Origin of the sequence: Paracoccus maritimus (genome assembly GCF_025195095.1) — a bacterium.
GTDB lineage: Bacteria > Pseudomonadota > Alphaproteobacteria > Rhodobacterales > Rhodobacteraceae > Paracoccus > Paracoccus maritimus.
Map to the genome: position 1 here is coordinate 241,823 of NZ_JANAVZ010000002.1, position 24,251 is coordinate 266,073.

Consider the following 24,251-nt stretch of genomic DNA (forward strand, 5'->3'; position numbering starts at 1 on the left):
TCACCGTTAAACCATTTCTCGGACAAGGAACAGGCGGCTTCGGCTTGCGTTGGTGCCGCCCAAGGCGCAAAACTGCCATCATCGACCGGAATGAGGGAAAGCCATGTCACTTCTGGATGCGGCGCGCGAGGTTCGCGAAATGGCCTATGTGCCCTATTCGCGGTTCAAGGTTGGCGCTGCGGTGCGCGGCCCGTCCGGCGCCATCTATCGCGGCTGCAATGTCGAAAACGTGGCCTATCCCGAAGGCACCTGCGCCGAGGCCGGGGCGATTGCCGCGATGGTCGCGGCGGGCGAGACCGAACTGGTAGAGGTGGCGGTGATCGCGGACAGCCCGTCTCCGGTTCCTCCCTGCGGAGGGTGCCGGCAGAAGCTGGCCGAGTTCGGGCGTCATGACACCCGGGTTCTGCTGGCGACGATCGACGGTGCGACCCTGGCGACGACGATCGGTGAATTGCTGCCCGGCCGCTTCGACGCGGGCCATATGAGCAAGGCCGAATGACAGATCCGCGCGCGGTCATAGCGGCCATTCGTGATGGCCGAGGTCTGGACGGGCCGGGCGCTTCCTTGATCGCGCAGGGGTTGGCCGACGGATCGGTCAGCGATGCGCAGGCGGGCGCCTTTGCGATGGCGGTGCTGACGCGGGGTGCGGGCGACAACGGCCGCGTGGCGTTGACCCGCGCGATGCGGGATTCCGGTCATGTGATGCGCTGGGAACTGCCGGGTCCGGTGGTGGACAAGCATTCGACCGGCGGCATCGGAGACACGGTCAGCCTGATCCTGGCGCCGCTTCTGGCGGCAAGCCGGGTCTATGTGCCGATGATCTCGGGGCGGGGGCTGGGTCACACCGGCGGCACCCTGGACAAGCTGGAGGCGATCCCGGGCTATATTTGCGATCAACCCGAGGAACAGTTTCGCCGGATTGTTGAAAACGTCGGCTGTTCGATCGTCTCTGCGACCGCCGATTTCGCGCCTGCGGATCGCCGTCTTTATGCGATCCGGGACGAATCGGCCACGGTCGAATCGATCGACCTGATCACCGCCTCGATCTTGTCGAAGAAGCTGGCGGCGGGGCTTGATGCGCTGGTGCTGGATGTGAAGGCGGGGTCGGGTGCCTTCCTGAAGAAGCCCGACAGCAGCGACCGGCTGGCGCGCGCATTGGTGCAGACCGCGAATGGCGCGGGTTGCCGCAGCTCGGCCTTGATTTCGGACATGGACCAGCCGCTGGCGCGCAGCGCCGGGAACGCGCTGGAGGTCGCCGAGGCGATCCGCGTCCTTGGCGGCGAAGGCGGCGCGCTGCGCGATCTGACGCTGGAACTGGCGGCCGAATGTCTTCGTCTGGTCGGGCGGGACCCGGATGGTCTGGCAGGACTGATCGATTCGGGCGCGGCGGCCGAAACCTTTGGTCGGATGGTTGCCGCGCAGGGCGGGCCGCACGACCTTCTGGACCGGCCCGACGCGTATCTTGAAACAGCCCCTGTCATTTGTCCGGTTCCGGTCGGGCAGGGCGCGGTTGCGGCGATCGACGTGAGCGCGCTGGGACACGCCATTGTCGCGCTTGGCGGCGGGCGTGTCCGAGCGGGTGAGAGGATCGATCATCGCGTGGGTCTGAGCGCGTTGGCCAAGCTGGGCGAACCGGTCGGACCGGACAGGCCCGTGGCGATGGTTCATGCCGCCGACCAGACTGCTGCGGGTATCGCCGTTGCCGCCGTGCAGGCCGCCTACAGGATTGGTGAGGCCGCCGTCGCGGGTCCGCTGGTCCGTGACAGGATCAGCGCATGACCCGAAACCGCGCCTTCCTGATCGTCATGGACAGTGTCGGAATCGGCGGGGCGCCGGATGCCGGGCAGTTCTTCAACAATGATACGCCCGATACCGGCGCGAATACCGTCGGCCACATCGCCCAGGCGCAGACACTGCACCTGCCCAATCTGGATCGTCTGGGACTTGGCGCGGCGATCCGGCTTGCCTCGGGGCTGGACGCGCCGGGGCTGACGGCGGCGGCAGAAGGGTTATGGGGCGGCGCGACAGAGATTTCGCCCGGCAAGGACACGCCATCCGGTCATTGGGAAATCGCCGGCGTGCCGGTGCCGTGGGAATGGACCTATTTTCCGAAGACCGTTCCAGCCTTTCCAGACGCGGTGACCGCGCGCATCTGCGAACTGGCCGGAACCCAGGGCATTCTGGCAAATTGCCATGCATCGGGAACCCAGGTGATCGAGGATTTCGGGGCCGAACATCTCAGGACCGGCTGGCCGATCTGCTATACCTCGGTCGATAGCGTGCTGCAGATCGCCGCACATCAGGATCATTTCGGCCTGGATCGCCTGATCGCGCTGTGCGAGGGGCTGGCGCCGATGTTGCATCAGATGCGCGTGGGTCGCGTCATCGCGCGGCCTTTCCTGGGTGAGCGACCGGGCGAATTCAGCCGCACGCCCAATCGCCGCGACTTCGCCATCGCACCGCCTGCAGATACGATTCTGGACATTGCTGCCGGCGCCGGTCGCGTGACGCATGCCGTCGGCAAGATCGGCGATATCTTCAGCCACCGTGGCATCACGCATCTGCACAAGGGAAAGTCCGACGCCGATCTGGCCGATCACCTTCTGCGATTGGGACGCGAGGCCGAGCCCGGCAGCCTGACATTTGCCAATTTCGTCGAATTTGACACCAATTTCGGACATCGCCGCGATATTCCCGGCTATGCCGCACAGCTGGAATGGTTCGACAGCGTGGCGGGCCAGTTCATGAACCTGCTTGGGCCGGGCGATCTGGCGATCTTCACTGCCGATCACGGCAACGATCCATCCTGGACCGGCACCGACCACACGCGCGAACGGGTGCCGGTGCTGGGCTTCGGCCTGGGGGCAAGGGGGCTCGGGCTGGTCGGTTTCAGCGATATTGGCGCGTCGATCATGGCGCATCTGGAACTGCCCGCGCCGCAACATGGAAAGTCTTTTATTTGAACAAGATAGAGCTTCATCTTCATCTAGAAGGCGCGGCACCGCCGGGTCTTGTCCGTGCGTTGGCCGCGGAAAAACATGCCGACCTGTCGCGGATCTTCGATGCGCGCGGACATTATGCCTATGACGGTTTCGACGACTTCCTTCGGGTCTATGAGGCCGCGACAAGCGTGCTGCAGACTCCCCGCGACTATGCGCGGCTGCTGCGCGACGTGCTGGAACGCAGCGCCGAGCAGGGCGTGATCTATACCGAGCTTTTCGTCTCTCCCGAATTTTGTGGCGGTGGCGATCTGGCCGCGTGGCGCGACTATTTGGCGGCGATGATCGAGGTCGCAGACCAGATGCGGGCGCACGGCATCGACAGCCGGGGCATCGTCACCTGCATCCGGCATTTCGGACCTGATCGTGCCAAGGCATCGGCATTATGTGCGGCGGAAACCGCCGGGAACTGGATCACCGGATTTGGCATGGGTGGCGCAGAAGCCGTTGGAAAGGCAACCGATTATCGGTGGAGTTTCGATTGCGCACGCGAGGCAGGCTTGGGCCTGACCTGCCATGCCGGCGAATGGGGCGGACCCGACAGTATCCGGCAGGCTCTGGATCTGGGCGTGACGCGGCTGGGACACGGCGTCCGCGCGATCGAGGATGACGCGCTGGTCCGGGATCTGGTTGCGCGCGGCACCGTGCTGGAGGTCTGTCCCGGCTCGAACGTGGCGTTGGGGTTGTATCCTGGCTGGTCGTTGCATCCGATCGCACGGCTGGCGGATGCCGGGGTCAAGGTGACCGTCTCGACCGATGACCCACCGTTCTTCTACACGACCATGCGGCATGAATACGACCGGCTTGCCGATGCCTTCGGTTGGGGCGAAGACGACTTCGCACAGATCAACCGATGGGCGGTCGAAGCCGCGTTCTGCGATACCCCGACCCGCGACAGGCTGAGAAAGGAATTCCCGTGACCGACCCGCATCTGACCGTCATCACCCACCCGCTGGTCCAGCACAAGCTGACGATCATGCGTCAGAAGGACGTCTCGACCGCCAGTTTCCGGCGATTGCTGCGCGAGATCAGCCTGCTTCTGGCTTACGAGGTGACGCGCGAACTGGAACTGACCACGACGACCATCGACACCCCGTTGTGCCAGATGCAGGCGCCAACGCTGGAAGGCAAGAAGCTTGCTCTGATCTCGATCTTGCGGGCGGGCAACGGATTGCTGGACGGAATCCTGGAACTGATCCCGGCGGCGCGTGTCGGATTCGTCGGGCTGTACCGCGATCCCGAAACGCTGCAGCCGGTCGAATATTATTGCAAGGTTCCGGCCTTGGATCAGCGCATGACCATTGTCGTCGATCCGATGCTGGCAACCGGGAATTCCTCGGTCGCGGCCATCGACATGCTGAAGGCGCGCGGGGCGAAAAACCTGCGTTTCCTGTGCCTTCTGGCCGCACCTGAAGGTGTTGCGCGAATGCGCGAAGCCCATCCCGACGTGCCGATCTGGACCGCCGCGCTGGATGAGCGCCTGGACGATCACGGCTATATCGTCCCGGGGCTGGGCGATGCCGGTGACCGGATGTTCGGCACCAAGTAGCCCGGTCGTTAACCTGTGTTTCAGGCTTTTGGCCTAGCTCTGGGCCAAAGGGTCGAATCGCGGGTGGATGGATGCGGGTGTGGTGGTGTGCGGTCTGGATGATGGCGTTGACGGCCACGGTGCAGGCCGCCCCGGTGCCGCAACCGCCGCCGGAATTCGCCGGCGGCCAGTATATCGACGGCGAAGGCTGCGTTTTCCTGCGCGACGGCAGCGGATGGGTTCCGCGTCTGGACAGATCCGGCGCGGCCATCTGTGGTTTTCCCCCGACCTTGTCATCGCGGCGCACGGATCCTGACAGTGAACGTGTCTTATCCTCTGCCCAGGAAGAATCGCAGCCTTCGGCCGAGGATATCCTGATCGAAACGCTTGCGTCGGGCTTGCGGCAGGGTGAATTCAACGCGGACCCCGCGCCGGTCGCGGAACGCCGCGATCCGCCGATCCTTCGCCGCAATGATCCGGTCACCGACGAGTTGGGTCAGCTTGCCGCGCAGCAGGCTGCGTTGCGTGGCGTTCTGTCGGGCGCTGCCGGCAGTAGTTCCAGGCTTTGCGACTTGCTGGGATATCAGCCGGTTGGGAATGCCGCACCAATCCTTGGCGGCGACGTCACCCAAGGGCTGTGCGCAGGCATGCGCGCCCCGGTGCCGGAAGAACGGATCATCAAGGTCGGGAAACGCGACGAACGCGAGAACGCGCAAATCGCGTCGTCCGCCAGACCGGAAACAAAACGGGCCGGCCCGCAGGCCGCAGAGTCAGTTGCCGTGGATCGCCGGACGGACCACGCCGTCTCGCCCACCCGCAAGTCCGACCCGTCACGGGTCGCAAATTCTGCGCTGGGTCGCGGACTGGCGTCCAGGTCAGCCCAGGCGCAGGCACCCACGGTCGAGATGATCCCGGCCTCGGCGCGCTATGTCCAGATCGGCGGATATGCGGATGACGGGAACGCGGTGTCCGCCATCCGCAAATTGTCCGCGATGGGATTTCGCGTGGCGCAGAGGCGCGACCGTGACGGTGATCGCGTCCTGAGGGTCATTCTGGCAGGGCCGTTCACCGACCGGCGCGATCTGGTCGAGGCACTGAACCGGTTGCGCGACAGCGGATATCCCAACGCCGTGGCACGCTGACGCGCTATCGCCGATGACTGCCGGCACGTCCTGGGTGGCACGCTGCTGATGCTTGCCGGGTTGGCCCGACATGGGCGATCAGGCTGCGCGCTGCGCGTCGAATTCGGTCACGACGATGCGGGGCCGTTCGTCTCGGCTGTAATAGGCATACATCTGGTCCAGCACCGCTTCGGCCTCCTGGGCGCGCTTGCGGTCCGCGATGCTCTGCGGCTTTGACGCTTGGCTCATGTCTCGTCTCCGGTCATGGAGTGATCTCCTCCACGAGCGGCCACTTAGTCGGCATCAAACGCCATTTCCAGCCTTCGTAACGCACCGTCACCGAGACGTTACGGACGCACGATGCTAGCCGACCCGCACCATGCGATGCTTTTTCCGGCCGACCGAGACTTTCAGTCCGTCGCCGATCAGCGCCTCGTCAATGGGCAGTTGCGGATCGCTGACGGGATCGTTGTTAAGGCGCAGCCCGCCTTCGGCGATCAGGCGCTTGGCCTCCTTGCCGCTGGCGGTGATGCCGGTCTGGACCAGCATCTGAACGACCGACAATCCGCCGTCCAGCGACCCGGCGGGCAGGGTGGCGATTTCCAGATCGCCACCCGCGCCGCCCTGTTCGAAGACCTCGCGAGCCGTCGCCTCGGCGCTGGCTGCCGCGTCGGCACCGTGCAGAAGCGTTGTCACCTCGTTGGCAAGGCGCATCTTGGCCTCGTTGATCTCGGACCCTTGCAGCGCGCCAAGACGGTCGCATTCCTCGACCGGCAGTTCAGTATACAGCTTCAGGAAACGGCCCACATCGGCGTCGGTGGTGTTGCGCCAAAACTGCCAGAACTCGTAAGGCGACAGCATCGCGCTGCTCAGCCAGACCGCACCTCCCGCAGACTTGCCCATCTTGCGCCCGTCGCTGGTCGTCAGCAAAGGCGAGGTCAGCCCCCAGATCACCGCATCGTCCACGCGCCGGGTCAGGTCGATCCCATTGACGATATTGCCCCATTGATCCGATCCGCCCATCTGCAACTGGCAGCCATAGCGGCGGTGAAGTTCAAGAAAATCATAGGCCTGCAGGATCATGTAGTTGAATTCCAGGAAGGACAGCGACTGTTCGCGGTCCAGCCGGGATTTCACCGACTCGAAGCTCAGCATCCGGTTGACGCTGAAATGCCGGCCGATATCGCGCAGGAATTCCAGATAGTTCAGCCCGTCCAGCCATTCGGCGTTGTTCAGCATCAGCGCCGCGTTGTCGCCATAGTCCAGATAGCGTGCAAAGACCTGACCCATACCGTCGATATTCGACTGGATCGCCGCGGCGTCCAGAAGCGGCCGTTCCTCGGACCGGAAGGACGGATCGCCGACCTTGGTGGTGCCGCCGCCCATCAGCGTGATCGGCCGGTTGCCGGTCTTCTGGAACCAGCGCAGCATCATGATGTTCAGCAGATGGCCCACATGCAGGGAAGCGGCGGTCGCATCATAGCCGATATAGGCCGTCACCGGCCCGGCCAGCAGCGCACGGTCCAGCCCTTCGTAATCGGTGCAGTCGGCGACATAGCCACGTTCGATCATCACGCGCAGGAAGTCGGACTTTGGGGCATGGGTCATGGGCTGTTTCCTTCTGATCGGGGCGGATATACCGGCTGGGGAAGCAAAGGAAAAGCATGATGATACGGGCCTTGGGAATGATGTCTGGCACATCTATGGACGGTGTCGATGCGGCGCTGATCCAGACCGACGGTGTTCGTATCGGCGGCTTTGGTCGCAGTGCGTTCCGGGCGTATTCCGACAACGAATCCGCCGCATTGCACGCGGCGCTTGGGCGCTGGCCCGACGATGAAGGGGTGGCGGATGCCGCCGAAGTCTCGATCGCAAGCCATGCCGCGCTGGCTGGCGAATTTCCCGAGGCCGAGTTGATCGGCTATCACGGCCAGACTCTGGCCCATGATCCGCGTGGCCGCGGGACGCATCAGGCAGGCAGCGGTGCGGTACTGGCGCAGGCCACCGGGCGACCCGTGATCTGGGATTTCCGCCGCGAGGATGTGCGGCGCGGCGGCGAAGGTGCGCCGTTGGCACCGTTCTTCCACTGGGCCTGCGCGGACTGGGCCGCCGGAAACGGTCTGTTGGTCCGCAGCCCGGTTGCGTTTCTCAATCTGGGTGGGGTGGGCAACATCACTTGGGTCGATCCGGCCGCGTCCGCGCCCGAAGCCCCCGGCGCGTGTCTGGCCTTTGATACCGGTCCCGCCAACGCACCGATCAACGACCTGATGCGGACACGTCGTCGTCTCCCCCATGACGCCGACGGCTCGTTGGCCGCTTCAGGCCTCGCGGATGAACGGATTGTGGGGGATTTCCTGCGCCATCCCTATTTCGAACGGCCACCGCCGAAATCCCTGGATCGTGACCAGTTCGCGGACTTGCCGCGCGCGGTTCAGGATCTGGACGACGCCGATGCCGCCGCAACGCTGGTTTCCGCGTTGGCGGGGGCGGTGGCATCGGGGTGGAGATGGCTGCCGTCGGCCCCGGACACGGTGCTGGTCTGCGGCGGCGGGCGGCACAATGCGGCGATCATGCGGTCGCTGCGCGACCGGCTTGATGCGGATGTGCAACCGGTCGAGGCGGCAGGGCTGGATGGCGACATGCTGGAAGCGCAGGCCTTCGGATGGCTTGCGGTGCGTGTCCAGCGTGGATTGCCCATTTCGGGTCCGCTGACGACCGGAGTCCCGACGCCCAGTTGCGGCGGTCGGATCAGCCATCCGCACTAGGCGTTTGCCGCCGCGAAAATGACGGCGCGATTTTTTGTTCTGCTCTCTTGACGCGACCGTGCGCACTGCGTAAACCGCCCCTCACTTCGGCGGGCGATCAGCCGGAGCAAGGTGAGTGTGCGGTTGTAGCTCAGTTGGTTAGAGTACCGGCCTGTCACGCCGGGGGTCGCGGGTTCGAGCCCCGTCAACCGCGCCACTTACACCTTTCGCCCGGATATATGCGCGGTTGTAGCTCAGTTGGTTAGAGTACCGGCCTGTCACGCCGGGGGTCGCGGGTTCGAGCCCCGTCAACCGCGCCATTTCCCTTCCTTTCAGTCCGTGCCCGGTTTCTTGCGTCGTGATCGCATCAGGCGCGTTCCACACGGCACAGAAAGCAGTTGTTGCTGGCCGACCGGATGTGGACGAACGCAACCTCGGGCCGTGCAAGAAGTTCGGTGCAGCGCGCGGTGATGTGTTCGGTCGCGATCACCCCGCCGGTGCCATAAAGGATGCGTTCCCTGCTGCAGTAGCCGCGCACGATATGGGTCTGCGCAGTCAGGATGTCAGTCGGAAATTCGGTTCCTGCCATCGGACACGCGTCGTCGCACAGGAAGACCGGGCCGGTTTCGGTGTAGGGGTTCAGCCCCGAAAAGGGCCGGTGCGCGGCGATCAGATACGGGCGGCCCGGCGGAACCTGCCGCAGGCAATGCCGACATGGCGTGCCCGTGCCGCTGGACGAACCTGCGTGTTCGGCGGACAGACCATTTGCATCAAGCCCGGTTCGCAACGCCCATGCGGTCGCACTGTTGATCGCGAGAAAACGAATGGTCATATCGGGACTCCTGTTCTGCATCCCGATTGGTTATGCAGGGACTCCGGGTCGCGCGGGCGCGCGGAACGGGCGTTACATTCGAAAAAAGACGGGCAAGGATCACGGGCGATGAAGGATATGGACGACGCCGAGGCGCTGATCGAACAGATGGGGCAGGCCGCGCGCGCGGCGGCTGTCGAACTGGCGACGGCAAGCGCCGAACGCAAACACGCCGCGCTGATCGGTGCGGCCGAGTCGATCCGACGCAATGTGCCGGCGATCCTCGAGGCGAATGCCCGTGATCTGCAGTTCGGTCGCGAAAAGGGGCTGAGCGAGGCGATGATCGACCGGCTGAGGCTGGACGAGGACCGGCTGCGCGGGATCGAGGACGGGCTGCGCGCCGTGGCCGAGCAACGCGATCCGGTGGGTGAGGTCGTCGCCGAGTGGGACCGCCCGACCGGGCTGCATATCCGCCGCGTTCGCACGCCGATCGGGGTGATCGGGGTGATCTATGAAAGCCGACCCAACGTCACCGCGGATGCCGGTGCGCTGGCATTGAAGTCGGGCAATGCGGTGATCCTGCGGGGCGGATCGGAAAGCCTGCATTCAAGCCAGGCGATTCATGGCTGCATGGTCGAGGGGTTGCGTCAGGCCGGTCTGCCCGAGGCGGCGATACAGCTTGTGCCGACTCGCGATCGCGCGGCGGTTTCGGCCATGCTGAGGGCGCAAGGTCTGATCGACGTCATCATCCCGCGCGGCGGCAAGGGCCTTGTCGGGCTTGTCCAGCGCGAGGCGCGGGTGCCGGTTTTCGCGCATCTCGAGGGCATATGTCACATCTATGTCGATCGCGATGCCGACGCCGAAAAAGCCTGTCGAGTTGTGTTGAACGCAAAGACCCGCCGCACGGGCATCTGCGGTGCCGCCGAATGCCTGCTGATCGACCGTGGGGCGAAACCAGCGCTGCGCGAGGCGCTGATCGCCGATCTGGTGCAGGCCGGGGTCGAAGTGCGCGCCGAGGGCGAATTGGCAGATCTGCCGGGCACCGTGCCGGCCCAGCCCGACGATTTCGGGCGCGAGTTTCTGGACATGATCATTGCCGCCAAGCTGGTCGATGGCGTGGACGGGGCGATCGACCATATCCGACGCCATGGCAGCCAGCACACCGAATCCATCCTGACCGAACGCGACGCCACCGCCGAACGGTTCTTCGCCGGTTTGGACAGTGCGATTCTGATGCACAACGCCTCGACCCAGTTTGCCGATGGCGGCGAATTCGGGATGGGCGCGGAAATCGGCATCGCAACCGGCAAGATGCATGCACGCGGTCCGGTCGGTGCCGAACAACTGACCAGCTTCAAGTATCTGGTCAGCGGAGATGGCACGATCAGAAGCTAGAGAGAATTCCAGGGCTGGCTAGAAGGCGATTTCGGCGCCTTTCTCATCCAGCTCCCACGCCAGCGCGCGGCCTGATCCGCGCGCGGCTTCGGCCAGCAACGCGAATTGCACCTCGGCCGGAGACGGATTGCGCGAAGGGCCTGTCGCGCCGTCGGAAAGCCAGGACCAAAGCGCCGGGTCGGGACGCATCCGGTCGCTTTCCGCGACCAGTTGCCAGCCGGGCAGCTTGCGCAGGACCATGACCCGTCCGCCCCAGGGCATGGCGGTTTCCAGGCACATCAGCGCCAGCATCACCATGCGGATCTCGGGGCGGGCGAAATCTCCGTCGGCGTCCAGTTCGATCCGCAGCCTGCCATGCGCAGCCATACCGTCAAGCAGCCGGGACAATTCGACGCGCGCAACCCGCTGATCGCCTTGGGCGTGGCCGAAGGCCATCCGGAACGCCTGAATTCGCGACCGCGCCGCCGCCACCGATTCCGCGATCAGACGCAATTCGGGACTTTGGGCGATTGTCGGGAAATCGGTCGACATTTCAAGCAGTTCGACGCCGTTGCCAATCGCCCCCAGCGGTGAAACCAGATCGTGACACAGGCGCGATCCCAGCAATGCGGCAAGATCGCCCGGCGCGATCTGCGTTGTATCAAGGCTCATGCGGGATTACCTTTCGTGGGGTTGAGCGGAGCGTTGGCTGTGAACGAGATACTTGAACCCGGCATGATCGTCAGACATCCCGACGCCCCCGACTGGGGCGACGGGCAGGTCCAGTCACGCATTGGGGATCGTATCACCGTGAACTTCCTCGAAGCGGGCAAGAAGGTCATCGACGGTCGTCGCGTGACGCTGCAGATCGTGGGATTCGACAAGGGATGAACGGCTCGGTGCATGGCGCAAGAATTGCAACCAAAGATTGTGTCATGCAAGAGATAGTTGCATCGCACCCAGCTTCGTGTCGTCGCATCTGTTGCAAACCTCTGCCGCCCCCCCTAGACAGGCCAGCGCCGCAGCATGCTTTGCAGATGAAGGCCGCATGAAGTCTGATCCGTCATATTTCGACATCCGCATCGCCACCACCGAACGCGATCTGCTGGCGGCGCAACGGCTGCGCTATCGGGTGTTCATCGAGGAACTTGGCGGGACCGGACCGCTGGTGGATCATGACGCGCGACTGGAACGGGACGAGTTCGATCCGGTGGTGGATCATCTCTGCCTGGTGGACCGGCGCCGTTCGGCCGAGGAACTGGATCATGTCGTCGGCGTCTATCGCCTTCTGCCGGGTCAGCGGGCCAGGGAATTCGGCCGCTTTTACTGCGATGCGGAATATGACCTGACGCCGCTGCGAAACTCGGGGCGTTCGGTGCTGGAGCTTGGCAGGTCCTGTGTCGATCCGGCCTATCGTGGCGGATCCGGTATGTTCCTGCTGTGGAATGCACTGGCGGATTATGTGCTGGAACTGGGCATCGAGGTTCTGTTCGGCGTCGCCAGCTTTCACGGCACCGATATCCAGACTCTGGCGCCGTCGCTGAGCTGGCTGCATCACCATCATCTGGCACCCGCAGAACTGTGCCCGCGTGCACGACCCGAAGGGTATCAGGACATGAACCTGATCCCCGCCGACCGGCTTGACCGCCGCGAGGCGCTGGTGGCGATGCCGGCCTTGATCAAGGCCTATCTTCGGCTTGGCGGGCTGGTGGGTGACGGTGCCTTCGTGGATCGCGATTTCAACACCACGGATGTCTTTCTGCTGATGGACACAAAGATGATGTCCGAGAAGCACCGCAAGTTCTATGAAAGCCGCTGGCAACCGCAATGACCCGCCAATCAGCCGAAACCTCGGGCGGCATCCGGATTGATCCGGGTCGAGGCGATGCAACCTGGCGGGCGGGCGTGCCGCCGGCGCTGCCACGTCCCAGCGGCTTCCGCGGCTGGTGGCGTGTCGTCCGGCGCGGCGTGCCGGCGATCCTGGTGTTGCTGGCGGGGGTGATCCTGATCCTGCCGATGCGTGGGACCGAGCGTCTGGTTTACGGCGCGCGGCGACCCTGGACAGGGCCGTATGTCGGGGTGGTGTGCAGGCTGGTGTTAAGCTGCATTGGCATCGGTTGGCGGCGCAAGGGGCAGCCGATGCGCGGCCCAGGCGCGGTCGTGGCGAATCATTCAAGCTGGCTGGACATCCTGGCGATGAATGCGGCCATGCCGATCTTTTTCGTCAGCAAGGCCGAGGTTCGGGGCTGGCCTGGAATCAATATCCTGACGGCCGTCACCAACACGCATTTCGTCGTTCGCGACCCGAAACACGCTCGGGCGCAGGCACTGGAATTCGCGGCCCGGATCCGTGCGGGCCATCGCCTGCTGTTCTTCCCCGAGGGCACATCGACCGATGGCAGGCGTGTCCTGCCGTTCAAGCCGACGCTGTTTCAGGGGTTCCTGGACCCGGATCTGCCCGACGGGCTGGCCATCCAGCCGATGAGCGTGATCTATCACGCGCCGCCGGACGCGGATCCGCGCTTCTACGGCTGGTGGGCCGACATGGCACTGGCCGATCATTTGCTGGCCGTGTTGTCGGCACCTCGCCAGGGAAGCGTCGATGTCATTCTGCATGCGCCGATTTCCGTCGCGGACGAGACGCGCAAGACCCTTTCTCTGAAATGCGAAATCGCGGTTCGCCAAGGGCTTGAAGGGAACATTCTGGCCGTGGAAAAAAGCGATTGAAGCTTCGCAGATCCGACAATATCTGGTACAGTCTCCCGCCCTCGATACCAAGGAATGCCCCATGACCCGCTTTGCCGCCCCTATCGCCGAACAGATCTGGGACATGAAGTACCGGATGAAGGATGGCGCGGGACAGCCCGTCGATACCTCGATCGAGGACAGCTGGCGCCGTGTTGCGCGCGATCTGGCGCGGGTCGAGGCAGAGCCTGCGAAATGGGAAGACCGGTTCTATGCCGCGCTTGAGGATTTCAAGTTTCTGCCGGCCGGCCGCATCCTTGCGGGGGCCGGAACGGGCAGGGCGGTGACGCTGTTCAACTGCTTCGTCATGGGGACGATTCCCGACAGCATGGGCGGCATCTTCGACATGCTGAAGGAAGCCGCGCTGACCATGCAGCAGGGTGGCGGGATCGGTTATGACTTCAGCACCATCCGCCCGCGCGGCGCCGAGGTGAAGGGCGTAGCGGCAGACGCTTCCGGCCCGCTGAGCTTCATGGATGTGTGGGACGCGATGTGCCGCACGATCATGTCTGCGGGCTCGCGGCGCGGGGCGATGATGGCCACGATGCGCTGCGACCATCCCGATATCGAACAGTTCATCGAGGCCAAGCAGGACAGTGCGCGTCTGCGCATGTTCAACCTGTCGGTTCTGGTCACGGACGACTTCATGGAGGCTGTCAAGGCCGATGGTCCGTGGGAACTGACCTATGGCGACAAGGTCTATCGCACGGTTCAGGCGCGCGATCTGTGGAACCGGATCATGAAGGCAACCTATGATTACGCCGAGCCGGGCGTGATCTTCATCGACCGGATCAACAAGGCCAACAACCTGAACTACGCCGAGACGATAGCCGCGACCAATCCCTGCGGCGAACAGCCGCTGCCGCCCTATGGCGCCTGCCTGCTGGGTTCGGTCAACCTGGCGCGGCTGGTCACCGACCCGTTCACCGACGCGGCGAAGCTGGATGAAAAGGCGCTGGATGACCTGGTCCGTACCGCGATCCGGATGATGGACAACGTCGTCGACGCCTCGAAATTCCCGCTGCCCCAGCAAGAGGCCGAGGCGCAGGCCAAGCGCCGGATCGGCCTGGGCGTGACGGGCCTTGCCGATGCGCTGCTAATGCTGGGCCTGCGTTACGGCGCGCCAGATGCGGTGGAACAGACCCGCGCCTGGATGAAGGCCATCGCCAATTCCGCCTATCTTGCCAGCGTCGATCTGGCCAAGGAGAAGGGCGCCTTCCCGCTGTTTGATGCCAAGAAATACCTTGCCTCGGGCTTCATGTCGAAAATGGACTCCCAGGTGCGCGACGCGGTGGCAAAGCATGGTATCCGCAACGCGCTGCTGACCAGCATCGCGCCGACCGGCACGATCAGCCTCTATGCGGGCAACGTCTCTTCGGGGATCGAGCCGGTCTTTGCCTATGCCTACACGCGCAAGGTTCTGCAAAAGGACGGCTCGCGGACCGAGGAAGAGGTCGTCGATTATGCCGTCCAGATGTGGCGCGACCTGAAGGGTGATGCGCCGCTGCCGGATTATTTCGTCAACGCGCAGACCCTGGCGCCCAAGGATCACGTGGCCATGCAGGCGGCGGCGCAGGACTGGGTGGACAGTTCGATCAGCAAGACGATCAATTGCCCCGAGGATATCGGCTTCGAGGATTTCAAGGACGTGTATCTGTCAGCCTGGGACCTGGGCTGCAAGGGCTGCACAACCTATCGTCCTAACGAGGTCACGGGCAGCGTCCTGTCGGTCAGCGAAAAGACCGAAAGCACCCCCGAGGCCGACAAGGGTGCGGACGTGGTCTATCTGACCGAGCCGCTGGACCGGCCCGCCGCGCTGGAAGGCACGACCTACAAGCTGAAATGGCCGGGCAGCGAACACGCGATCTATATCACCGTCAACGATATCGTGCAGGGGGGGCATCGCCGTCCGTTCGAGGTCTTCATCAACTCGAAGAACATGGAACACTATGCCTGGACGGTCGCATTGACGCGGATGATCTCGGCCGTGTTCCGGCGCGGCGGCGATGTGTCCTTCGTGGTCGAGGAACTGAAAGCTGTCTTCGATCCGCGCGGCGGCGCCTGGATGCAGGGCCGCTATGTGCCCTCGATCCTGGCGGCGATCGGCGGTGTGATCGAACGCCACATGATCTCGATCGGCTTCCTGGAAGGCGAGGGGATGGGGCTGAAAACCGACCCGAAGGCCGAGGCGGTCGCCGTCGGCGAAGCGCCGCGCGGTCCCGCCTGTCCGTCATGCGGGCAATATGGAATGCGCATGGTCGAAGGCTGCATGACCTGTCCAAGCTGTGGTCACTCAAAATGCGGCTAGGGGTTTAATCCCTACATTATTCTGACTTTGCATTTTTCGCCCAGCTGTATGTCATCACGACACCAAGCTGGGCGGAAAACTTCTATGCCTGACATGCGTTGCGAAGCACATAAGTCGGCGTCTATTTATATGTGCAGTGCAATAGAGTTTCCGGTCGTATTTTTGTTCACTTTGCTGCCCTGCGGCATTCTCCGGAAGCAAGCCGAACCGGTCCATTCGAAAATCCTCGGTGCTCTTTGTAAAGAAAAGGTTAATTTCCCGGAATTTCGCTGGAAGTGAAAAGCAGAAATCTGCTGCGTTCGCAAAGCAAGGTGATTCGGAAATCTTCGAATCGAAGCATCGAGACATTATGAGCGTTATGTTCGCGCCTCCTGCAACCACAGGTTTCAGAATGCCGGGTGATTCGCATTTCAATTGATGATCAAATTGATCTTATTCGATTCTGTTGGCGCGGCTGTGCCTAGGTTTTCTGCGAGATGGTAAAAAACCGCCGATCCCGCCTATTGGCACCGAGCCATCCTTGCGCCGCGTTCATGGCCTAAAATATGGTCGCGCTAACCTCTCGGCGTATTCTCCGTTAGTACCATGTTAAGTTGTATGTGCCTTCTTGGCCGCGTCGGAAACGAAATCGACTGACCGACACGGGCACTGCTGCCCGGGTCGCGGGAAATCTTTTGGGAAGGTCTTCGGGAAATGGCTAGGACTCCGGTTTCGGCGGGCGATCTGTCGACGGGCGTGAACTATGAAACAGGCCTGCACGGCGCGGTATATACAGGCGAAGATTTTGACAGCCTGTTCGACGCACTCGACAGCATGCAGCGCGACCCGGACGCGACCTTTGTATCGGACGCGTTCGATTACTCTGCGTCATACGGCACATTGCGCGATTTTCTTGGAGAGGACGCGGAAACGCTGAGCGATCCGGCGACGCGCGCCATTTCGGATCAGTATGCGCTGCATTTTTCGGGACAGATCTATCTCGAGGCCGGGCGGCACAGTTTCTACAACATGACCGATGACGGTTTCCGCCTGACCATTGGTGACGAGTTGGTCGCGCAATATTCCGATCCGCGCGCAAGCGGCCTGACCGAGGGTCAGGTGACGGTCAGCGAAGCCGGATGGTACACGATCAATGTCGATTATTTCGAGCAGTGGGGCGCATCCGAACTGCGCATCGGGCATCGGCTGAACGGCGGCCCGCTGGAATATCTTGGCGGCGACAGGTTGAGATACGCGGCCGAGACTACCGGTGTGCCGACGAACACGCCGCCGGAATCTCGCAACGATTTGATGCAGGTGGCAGAGGATGGACGGCTGACGCTGGATCCGCTGGCGAACGACACGGACGCAGACGGAGACAGCCTGACCCTGGGCGCCATCAGCGATCCCGATCACGGCACGGTCACGCGCAACGCGGACGGGACATTGACCTATGTTCCAGAGGCCGATTTTCATGGCCGCGACAGCTTTACCTATACGATTTCCGACGGGCGCGGCGGCGAAGATACGGCCCGCGTGGTCATCGACGTCTCGCCTGTGAACGATGCGCCCGACGCTGTCGGGGACGGCGGTTTCTCGGTCGCGGCCGGGCAGACTCTTATGCTGGACATTTCCGAGCTTCTGTCCAATGACCGCGACGCCGACGGCGATGCGTTGTCGATCCTGGGACTGAGCGATGTCAGGAACGGCACCGCCGATATCGTCGGCGACCAGATCCGGTTCATCGGCAACGGTGCGGGCGATGCCAGTTTCCGTTATGTGCTAGGCGACGGGAACGGCGGGCGCGATACGGCCACCGTATCGATTGCTGTCACCGGTGGTGCCACTGGCACCCCTGAGGAGAACCGGGCACCGCACGCGCGAAATGACGTTCGCCGGATCGACGAGGACGGACAGGTGACGCTGGATCCTCTTGAAAACGATAGCGATCCAGATGGCGATCCGTTGACGATGTATCGTCTCGATCAGCCCGCGCACGGGACGGTCGTCAGAAATCCGAATGGCACTGTGACCTATGTTCCCGATGACAATTTCAATGGTCGGGACAGCTTTGTGTATTTCGTGAACGACGGCAACGGGCGCATTAACGCGGCTCGGGTCGTGGTCAATGTAACTGCCGTAAACGATGCACCCCAGGCGAACGACGACGACGGCTATGAGGTCGAGGCCGGACAGGTTCTGACCATCGACATCGCCGATCTGCTGCAGAACGACAGTGATGCGGACGGCGACGACCTGTCGATTATCCGCCTTGACGATGTGACCAACGGCTCTGCCGAGATCGTCGGCGACCAGATCCGGTTTGTCGGAAATGGCGAAGGTGAAGGCAGCTTCAGCTATCTTGTCGGTGACGGAAATGGCGGGCGCGACCAAGCGCGCGTTCTGGTCGATGTCAGTGGATCGGACGATCACGGCGGCTCGGACGGCGGCGACAGCGGATCGGGCGATCACGGCGGCTCGGACGGCGGCGACAGCGGATCGGGCGATCACGGCGGCTCGGACGGCGGCGACAGTGGTTCGGGCGATCATGGCGGCTCGGATGGTGGCGACAGCGGTTCAGGTGGGCATCACCACGGTGGCGGCTCGTTCGAGCCGATCGATCCGCCGCAGACCCCGGCCGAGATCGCGGCCTTCGTCAACATGGTCATGAACATGCCCGAGGACATGATGGAGGGGCATCCCGCCGGGATGGCCAACCACATGGCGACGCTGAATCTGGTTGATCGCAGCGACTCCACGCATGTAGCGATCGGTCATGGCGACTGGAACGACCCGTCCACCTGGCATAACGGCGAAGTTCCCGGCGAGGGTGCGCGCGTGCTGATCCCCGAGGGGATCTCGGTCGGCTACAGCCAGCAGAACGACGCCTCGATCTTTACCGTTCGCGTCGATGGCGAGCTGCATTTCGCGACCGACCAGGACAGCCGTCTTCTGGTCGATACGCTGGTGGTTTCGCCGTCGGGACGTCTGGAAATCGGCACGGCGCATGATCCGATCGAGGCGGGAACCTCGGTCGATATCGTCTTTGCCGACAACGGGAATATCGACGTGGGCTGGGATCCGGCGCTGCTGTCGCGCGGCATGGTCGCGTTCGGCGAGGTGGATATTGCCGGACAAGAGAAAAGCTCGCATCTGAAGGTGCAGGTCGATGCGATGGCCGGCGACACGACGCTGACCCTGGCCGAGGCTCCGACGGGCTGGCAGGTCGGCGACAAGCTTGTCCTGACCGGCACCTATCAGCAGGGCTTCTACTGGAACAACGACATCCAGGCGACGGATTTCGCGGAAAGCCAGGATGAGGAAGTGGTCATCACGGCGATCAACGGCAACACCATCTCGCTGGACCGGCCGCTGACCTTCGATCACGACACGCCACGCGACGATCTCAAGGCCTATGTGGCCAACATGACCCGCAATGTGACCTTCTCCAGCGAAGGGGGAGAGGATCTGCCCGCCCATCAGCGCGGCCATGTCATGTTCATGCACAACGACAATATCGACGTGCGCTATGCGGGCTTCAACGATCTGGGTCGTACCGACAAATCCGAATTTGCCGGACCGGCAAGCGCGTTCGGCGGCGTCGGCAACCTGTCGCCCGACACGAATGTCGAGGCGCGCTATTCCTTCCACATCCATGAAGCCGGGGTCGCCGATATCGAAAACCCGGCCAGCGTTGTGGGCAACGTCGTGGACGGATCGCCGGGATGGGGTTTCGTGCAGCATTCCTCGAACGCCGACCTGACCAACAACGTCGCCTATGACGTCTGGGGGGCATCCTTTGTCGCCGAGGACGGAAACGAGACCGGCACCTGGTATCGCAATATCGCCATCAAGGGCGAAGGCTGGGCCGCCGGCGACATCGCCGTGAAGCACAGCGAGGTGGATGGCAATGACGGGCGGACAGGCGACGGTTTCTGGTTCGCGGGCCGATTGGTCGAAGTGGTCGAAAACGTGGCGGCCAACACCACCCATGGGTTCGTCTGGCTTCACCGGGGTGAACGCGACAGCATCGACCCCGACACGATGCATCAGTACGAACTGGGCTATGGCCGGGACATGCTGGAAACCGACAAGGCGCCGATCCAGGGCTTCCGCGACAACGAGGCGTTCGGCACCAATACCGGGCTGATCGTCGTCAAGCAGAACCCCGATCAGGCCCATGACGTGCGCAGCGTCTTCGATGGTTTCCTGAACTGGGAAACACGCGAGGGCGTCGCCGTCAGCTATACCGGCCACTATACCTATCTGGATTTCGATCTGGTGGGCCAGCGACCCGAACCCGGCGAGGTGACCGATCGCGCCTATCAGGGCGTCAATCTGGGTGGCAACGCCTTCGACATGGTGTTCAACAACATTCGGATCGACGGCTTCGAACATGCCTTCAATCTGACCGATAATGCCAATGTCGATACCGGTTCGGGCCGAGGCCTGGAAAATGTCGTCATCGACGGAGAGTTCCTGAACATCTCCAACTCGGATATCCGGCAGAATTATCCGGGACAATTGCAGGTCTTGGGCGGGGGTGATCTGACGCCCGGCCGGCTTGAATTCCGCCTGACCGCCGACCGGATCGTGTCCGATCGCGAGCATATGTTCTTCGATGGCATCAAGACGGATTCCATCGGCGATATCGAACGCAACTTCGATCTTGAGCAGCAGGGGATCTGGGGCGTCGATCAGTTTCTCAATGCAAACGGGTATTGGGAATTGCCGGATGGGACGCCGGTCGCGCTGGTCGAGGACTACATTTCGGACAGGGCCACAGGCGAGATGGTCAAGCAGATGCTGGTCTTCGAACTGGACTACTCTGCCGCGATGCTGGAAAGAAGCTATCCGTTCAACGGTGTCGTCGATCTTGGCGGTCGGGGGGCGATCGCGCGCGACGACCGTGTCAGCACCTCGGTCAATCAGGATCTGATCATCGATCTGGTGGCGAACGACAGCGATCCCGATGGTGGACGGGTCTATGTCGATGGCTTGATCGACTCGCGGAACGGCACGGTCTACATGCAGGATGACGGCACCGTGCTGTATCGGCCGAACGAAGGCTTCGTCGGGGAAGATCACTTTACTTACTGGGCGGCCGATGAAGAGGGCAACTTCACCAGGGGCGAGGCTTTCGTCACCGTGATGCCTGGAAGCGGAATGATGCACGAGGCGATGCAGGCGGACATGTTCGACATGTGATCGTATCCGTCGATCACCGTCCTGCCCCGGCGAGAAAACGCCGGGGCAGGGCAATCCCGCCCCGGGAAGGGCGGGCAAAAGAAAATACCAGACAGCGATTTCAGAAACGACGCGACGTGTTCCGTGACCGTGCAAGCCGCGGTGCTCATGGACCCAGGGCCTGACCCGGTCGTTTCGCGTGCGGCTCGGCGCAGCGCGCCGCACCAATCGGAACTTCTATCGTATCGAAATGGCCGCCCGCCAGCAGGATCGAAACTGTGGCGCAGATCTTGCGGGGCATGCCGAACCTGGTGATCACATGCTGTAGGGGGGCGTTTCGCGACGTGAACTTGCGCCCTCGGATCAGCGGTCACCGATTTTCATCACGCTGCTGTTTCCACCGCCGATACATTCGCGCAGCGGGCCATTGGCGAGGGCTTGTCCCCAAAACGAAAAAGAACCCCCGGCGCCAGGCCGGGGGTTCCGCATCTTGAACTGGTCCTGTTTCAGCCCGCCGCGAGGTTGCGCAGCACATAGTGCAGGACGCCGCCGTTCTTCAGATACTCGATCTCGACCTCGGTATCGACGCGGGCCTTCAGCTTGATCTCCTTCGTCGTGCCATCGGCATAGGTGATCTTGCACGGCACCAGCGACAATGGCTTGAAATCGCCATCCAGCCCCTCGATCGAGATGGTTTCGTCGCCGGTCAGCTTCAGCGTCTTGCGGCTGTCGCCGTCGGTGAACTCGAACGGAATGACGCCCATGCCGACCAGGTTCGACCGGTGGATGCGTTCGAAGGATTCCGCGATCACGGCCTTGACGCCCAGAAGGTTGGTGCCCTTGGCCGCCCAGTCCCGAGACGAGCCGGCACCGTATTCGACGCCGCCGACGATCACCAGGGGCGTGCCCTGATCGGCGTATTCCATCGCCGCGTCATAGATCGCTTCCTGCTTGCCGTCCGGTCCCTTGGTGAAACCACCCTCAACGCCGTCCAGCATCTCGTTCTTGATGCGGATATTGGCGAAGGTGCCGCGCATCATCACCTCGTGGTTGCCGCGCCGCGAACCATAGCTGTTGAACTCGCGCGGCGGCACCTGACGTTCGGTCAGATAGCGTCCGGCCGGCGTCGATTCCTTGAACGACCCGGCGGGCGAGATGTGGTCGGTGGTGATCATGTCGCCCAGCAATGCCAGGACGCGGGCGCCCTCGATATTGTGGATGCTGCCCGGCTCCTTGGACATCCCCTGGAAGTAGGGCGGGTTCTGGATATAGGTCGAGGTCGATGGCCAGTCATAGGTTTCGCTGTCGGTCACCTCGACGCCCTGCCAGCGTTCGTCGCCCTTGAAGACATCGCCGTATTTGTCGATGAACATCTCGCGCGTGACGACGCTGGCCACCAGGTCCGCGACCTCCTTGGTGCTGGGCCACAGATCCTTCAGATAGACCGGATTGCCGTCCTTGTCGGTCCCCAGCGGGTCACGCGTCAGGTCGATATTCATGTCGCCGGCCAGCGCGTAGGCCACGACCAGCGGCGGCGAGGCCAGATAGTTGGCGCGCACGTCGGGCGAGATGCGTCCCTCGAAGTTGCGGTTGCCCGACAGCACCGACACGGCGATCAGGTCGTTCTCGTTGATCGACTTCGAGATCGCGGGCTCCAGCGGACCGGAATTGCCGATGCAGGTAGTGCAGCCATACCCCACAAGATTGAAGCCGATCGCGTCCAGATCGTCCTGAAGACCGGCGGCTTCCAGGTATTCGCTGACGACCTGCGATCCCGGAGCCAGCGAGGTCTTGACCCAGGGCTTGCGGTTCAGGCCCAGTTCGCGTGCCTTGCGGGCCACCAGACCGGCGGCGATCAGCACCGACGGGTTTGAGGTGTTGGTGCATGAGGTGATCGAGGCGATCACGATGCTGCCGTCATGCAGCGTGTAATCCTCGCCCTCGACCTTGCCTTCCGAAAAGCCCTTGTGACGGCCCCCGGGAACATAGCCGGGATCGCGCGTCCCGCCTTCTTCGCGCCAGTCGGTTTCGGCGTCGTCCGTGGCATCGGGGAAACGCACGCCGCGAACCATCTTCAGGAACGCGTCGGCCGACTGGTCCAGCGGCGTGTGGTCCTGCGGACGCTTGGGGCCGGAAATCGCGGGCACCACATCGGCCAGATCCAGATGCAGGGTCGAGGAGTAGACCGGCTCATAGCCTTCGTGACGCCAGAACCCGTTCTCTTTCGCATAGGCCTCGACCAACGCGATGCGGTCCTTGTCGCGGCCGGTCTGTTCCAGATATTGCAGCGTGATCTGATCGATCGGGAAGAAGCCGCAAGTGGCGCCGTATTCCGGGGCCATGTTGCCAATCGTGGCACGGTCGGCCAGCGGCATGTTGTCCAGACCGTCGCCGTAGAACTCGACGAATTTGCCCACAACACCATGCGCCCGCAGCATCTGCGTGACCTTCAGCACCAGGTCGGTGGCGGTGACGCCTTCCATCATGGCGCCGGTGATCCTGAATCCGACCACTTCCGGGATCAGCATCGAGATCGGCTGACCCAGCATCGCGGCCTCGGCCTCGATCCCGCCGACGCCCCAGCCCAGAACGGCAAGGCCGTTGACCATGGTGGTGTGGCTGTCGGTGCCCACCAGCGTGTCGGGATAGGCGACTTCGTTGCCGTTCTGATCGGTGTCGGTCCAGACGGTCTGGGCCAGGTATTCAAGGTTCACCTGGTGGCAGATGCCGGTTCCGGGCGGCACCACGCGGAAATTCTGGAACGCCTTCTGGCCCCACTTCAGGAACTGATAGCGTTCGATATTGCGCTCGTATTCGCGTTCCACGTTGAACTGGAAGGCGCGCGGTGTGCCGAATTCGTCGATCATCACGCTGTGGTCGATGACCAGATCGACCGGGTTCAGCGGGTTGATCTTCTGTGCATCGCCGCCCAGGGCCTTGATGCCGTCGCGCATCGCGGCAAGATCGACGACCGCCGGCACGCCGGTGAAATCCTGCATCAGGACGCGCGCCGGACGATAGGCGATCTCGCGCGGGTTCTTGCCGCCCTTGTCGGCCCATTTCGCAAAGGCCTTGATATCGTCGGTGCTGACGGTCTTGCCGCCATCCTCAAAGCGCAGCATGTTTTCCAGCACGACCTTCAGCGCGGCCGGCAGCTTTGAAAAATCGCCCAAGCCCGCATCGGACGCGGCGGCGATAGAGAAGTAGTCGACCTTTTGATCGCCCACGCTCAGCGTGCGGCGTGTCTTGGCGGTATCGGTTCCGGTCTGGATCGGCATCAGGGCCTCCCTGTCTGCAAGATGGATGGGTCGGGCATGCGTTCCCCTGATTTGCCCCATGCGGCAATGCAGCGCAAGGGCAGTCAGGATGAATTGTATGCCGTTGCATACCATAGGCAGCTCTGTTGCTCAAGAGGCACTGGTCGCAATTCACGCGACGGCTAACAAAGCCTTGAT

Annotated in this window: 18 protein-coding genes and 2 tRNA genes; 15 read left to right on the top strand and 5 right to left on the bottom strand. The window is 63.0% G+C overall.

From position 1 onward, the window contains the following. Positions 1-103: 103 nt before the first annotated feature. From MU516_RS04215 to MU516_RS04240, 6 genes are all read left to right on the top strand, one after another. Positions 104-499, top strand: a complete 396-nt coding sequence (locus tag MU516_RS04215) for a cytidine deaminase (protein ID WP_260275942.1) — start codon at positions 104-106, stop codon at positions 497-499. Next, complete coding sequence (locus tag MU516_RS04220) at positions 496-1,779, top strand: thymidine phosphorylase (protein WP_260275943.1); 1,284 nt, start codon at positions 496-498, stop codon at positions 1,777-1,779. The genes MU516_RS04215 and MU516_RS04220 overlap by 4 nt, the downstream gene beginning before the upstream one ends. Beyond that, on the top strand, positions 1,776-2,963 hold the full coding sequence (locus MU516_RS04225) for a phosphopentomutase (protein ID WP_260275944.1): 1,188 nt from the start codon (positions 1,776-1,778) through the stop codon (positions 2,961-2,963). The genes MU516_RS04220 and MU516_RS04225 overlap by 4 nt, the downstream gene beginning before the upstream one ends. Next, on the top strand, positions 2,960-3,919 hold the full coding sequence (locus MU516_RS04230) for an adenosine deaminase (protein WP_260275945.1): 960 nt from the start codon (positions 2,960-2,962) through the stop codon (positions 3,917-3,919). The genes MU516_RS04225 and MU516_RS04230 overlap by 4 nt, the downstream gene beginning before the upstream one ends. Continuing rightward, positions 3,916-4,548, top strand: coding sequence for a uracil phosphoribosyltransferase (upp, locus tag MU516_RS04235; RefSeq protein WP_260275946.1), 633 nt, complete (start codon positions 3,916-3,918; stop codon positions 4,546-4,548). The genes MU516_RS04230 and upp overlap by 4 nt, the downstream gene beginning before the upstream one ends. Positions 4,549-4,619: 71 nt before the next feature. Next, on the top strand, positions 4,620-5,669 hold the full coding sequence (locus tag MU516_RS04240; RefSeq protein ID WP_260275947.1) for an SPOR domain-containing protein: 1,050 nt from the start codon (positions 4,620-4,622) through the stop codon (positions 5,667-5,669). 78 nt (positions 5,670-5,747) lie between these two features. Here the strand turns inward: MU516_RS04240 and MU516_RS04245 are convergent, their stop codons facing one another. Next, positions 5,748-5,897, bottom strand: a complete 150-nt coding sequence (locus MU516_RS04245; RefSeq protein ID WP_260275948.1) for a hypothetical protein — start codon at positions 5,895-5,897, stop codon at positions 5,748-5,750. A 114-nt stretch (positions 5,898-6,011) separates the two neighbouring features. Then, positions 6,012-7,256 (bottom strand): tyrosine--tRNA ligase, encoded by a 1,245-nt coding sequence (tyrS, locus tag MU516_RS04250; protein ID WP_260275949.1) that lies wholly within the window; start codon positions 7,254-7,256, stop codon positions 6,012-6,014. A gap of 56 nt (positions 7,257-7,312) precedes the next feature. Between tyrS and MU516_RS04255 the strand changes: the two genes are divergently transcribed. From MU516_RS04255 to MU516_RS04265, 3 genes are all read left to right on the top strand, one after another. Beyond that, on the top strand, positions 7,313-8,413 hold the full coding sequence (locus MU516_RS04255; protein WP_260275950.1) for an anhydro-N-acetylmuramic acid kinase: 1,101 nt from the start codon (positions 7,313-7,315) through the stop codon (positions 8,411-8,413). Positions 8,414-8,532: 119 nt separating this feature from the next. Next, positions 8,533-8,609 (top strand) — tRNA-Asp (locus MU516_RS04260). Between the two features lie 26 nt (positions 8,610-8,635). Next, positions 8,636-8,712 (top strand) — tRNA-Asp (locus MU516_RS04265). Positions 8,713-8,759: 47 nt separating this feature from the next. On the opposite strand, the gene MU516_RS04270 is transcribed toward MU516_RS04265, so the two are convergent. Then, on the bottom strand, positions 8,760-9,224 hold the full coding sequence (locus MU516_RS04270; RefSeq protein WP_260275951.1) for a DUF1203 domain-containing protein: 465 nt from the start codon (positions 9,222-9,224) through the stop codon (positions 8,760-8,762). Positions 9,225-9,332: 108 nt separating this feature from the next. On the opposite strand from MU516_RS04270, the gene MU516_RS04275 reads away from it, so the two are divergent. Continuing rightward, a complete protein-coding gene (locus tag MU516_RS04275) occupies positions 9,333-10,598 on the top strand; it encodes a glutamate-5-semialdehyde dehydrogenase (protein WP_260275952.1) in 1,266 nt (421 codons plus the stop codon). An 18-nt stretch (positions 10,599-10,616) separates the two neighbouring features. Here MU516_RS04275 and MU516_RS04280 read toward each other — a convergent pair whose 3' ends face one another. Continuing rightward, positions 10,617-11,249 (bottom strand): histidine phosphotransferase family protein, encoded by a 633-nt coding sequence (locus MU516_RS04280; protein ID WP_260275953.1) that lies wholly within the window; start codon positions 11,247-11,249, stop codon positions 10,617-10,619. A 39-nt stretch (positions 11,250-11,288) separates the two neighbouring features. Between MU516_RS04280 and MU516_RS04285 the strand changes: the two genes are divergently transcribed. The 5 genes from MU516_RS04285 (at position 11,289) to MU516_RS04305 (ending at position 20,817) form a co-directional block, all read left to right on the top strand. Beyond that, on the top strand, positions 11,289-11,468 hold the full coding sequence (locus tag MU516_RS04285; protein WP_260275954.1) for a DUF3553 domain-containing protein: 180 nt from the start codon (positions 11,289-11,291) through the stop codon (positions 11,466-11,468). 157 nt (positions 11,469-11,625) lie between these two features. Continuing rightward, a complete protein-coding gene (gene olsB, locus MU516_RS04290) occupies positions 11,626-12,408 on the top strand; it encodes an L-ornithine N(alpha)-acyltransferase (protein ID WP_260275955.1) in 783 nt (260 codons plus the stop codon). Continuing rightward, a complete protein-coding gene (gene olsA, locus MU516_RS04295) occupies positions 12,405-13,304 on the top strand; it encodes a lyso-ornithine lipid O-acyltransferase (RefSeq protein ID WP_260275956.1) in 900 nt (299 codons plus the stop codon). The genes olsB and olsA overlap by 4 nt, the downstream gene beginning before the upstream one ends. 61 nt (positions 13,305-13,365) lie before the next feature. After that, complete coding sequence (locus MU516_RS04300) at positions 13,366-15,630, top strand: adenosylcobalamin-dependent ribonucleoside-diphosphate reductase (RefSeq protein WP_260275957.1); 2,265 nt, start codon at positions 13,366-13,368, stop codon at positions 15,628-15,630. A 693-nt stretch (positions 15,631-16,323) separates the two neighbouring features. After that, positions 16,324-20,817: an Ig-like domain-containing protein gene (locus MU516_RS04305; protein ID WP_260275958.1), complete on the top strand. Its 4,494-nt coding sequence runs from the start codon at positions 16,324-16,326 to the stop codon at positions 20,815-20,817. Positions 20,818-21,302: 485 nt separating this feature from the next. Here the strand turns inward: MU516_RS04305 and acnA are convergent, their stop codons facing one another. Beyond that, a complete protein-coding gene (gene acnA / locus MU516_RS04310) occupies positions 21,303-24,074 on the bottom strand; it encodes an aconitate hydratase AcnA (protein WP_260275959.1) in 2,772 nt (923 codons plus the stop codon). Positions 24,075-24,251 lie beyond the last annotated feature (177 nt).

Bases quoted from the DNA above. Each gene is read 5' to 3' on its own strand.
- MU516_RS04255 (WP_260275950.1), top strand. From the start codon at position 7,313: ATGATGATACGGGCCTTGGGAATGATGTCTGGCACATCTATGGACGGT.
- MU516_RS04270 (WP_260275951.1), bottom strand. From the start codon at position 9,224: ATGACCATTCGTTTTCTCGCGATCAACAGTGCGACCGCATGGGCGTTG.
- MU516_RS04225 (WP_260275944.1), top strand. From the start codon at position 1,776: ATGACCCGAAACCGCGCCTTCCTGATCGTCATGGACAGTGTCGGAATC.
- MU516_RS04245 (WP_260275948.1), bottom strand. From the start codon at position 5,897: ATGAGCCAAGCGTCAAAGCCGCAGAGCATCGCGGACCGCAAGCGCGCC.
- MU516_RS04220 (WP_260275943.1), top strand. From the start codon at position 496: ATGACAGATCCGCGCGCGGTCATAGCGGCCATTCGTGATGGCCGAGGT.
- tyrS (WP_260275949.1), bottom strand. From the start codon at position 7,256: ATGACCCATGCCCCAAAGTCCGACTTCCTGCGCGTGATGATCGAACGT.
- MU516_RS04275 (WP_260275952.1), top strand. From the start codon at position 9,333: ATGAAGGATATGGACGACGCCGAGGCGCTGATCGAACAGATGGGGCAG.
- olsA (WP_260275956.1), top strand. From the start codon at position 12,405: ATGACCCGCCAATCAGCCGAAACCTCGGGCGGCATCCGGATTGATCCG.
- MU516_RS04215 (WP_260275942.1), top strand. From the start codon at position 104: ATGTCACTTCTGGATGCGGCGCGCGAGGTTCGCGAAATGGCCTATGTG.
- MU516_RS04240 (WP_260275947.1), top strand. From the start codon at position 4,620: ATGCGGGTGTGGTGGTGTGCGGTCTGGATGATGGCGTTGACGGCCACG.
- olsB (WP_260275955.1), top strand. From the start codon at position 11,626: ATGAAGTCTGATCCGTCATATTTCGACATCCGCATCGCCACCACCGAA.
- MU516_RS04305 (WP_260275958.1), top strand. From the start codon at position 16,324: ATGGCTAGGACTCCGGTTTCGGCGGGCGATCTGTCGACGGGCGTGAAC.
- MU516_RS04300 (WP_260275957.1), top strand. From the start codon at position 13,366: ATGACCCGCTTTGCCGCCCCTATCGCCGAACAGATCTGGGACATGAAG.
- acnA (WP_260275959.1), bottom strand. From the start codon at position 24,074: ATGCCGATCCAGACCGGAACCGATACCGCCAAGACACGCCGCACGCTG.
- MU516_RS04280 (WP_260275953.1), bottom strand. From the start codon at position 11,249: ATGAGCCTTGATACAACGCAGATCGCGCCGGGCGATCTTGCCGCATTG.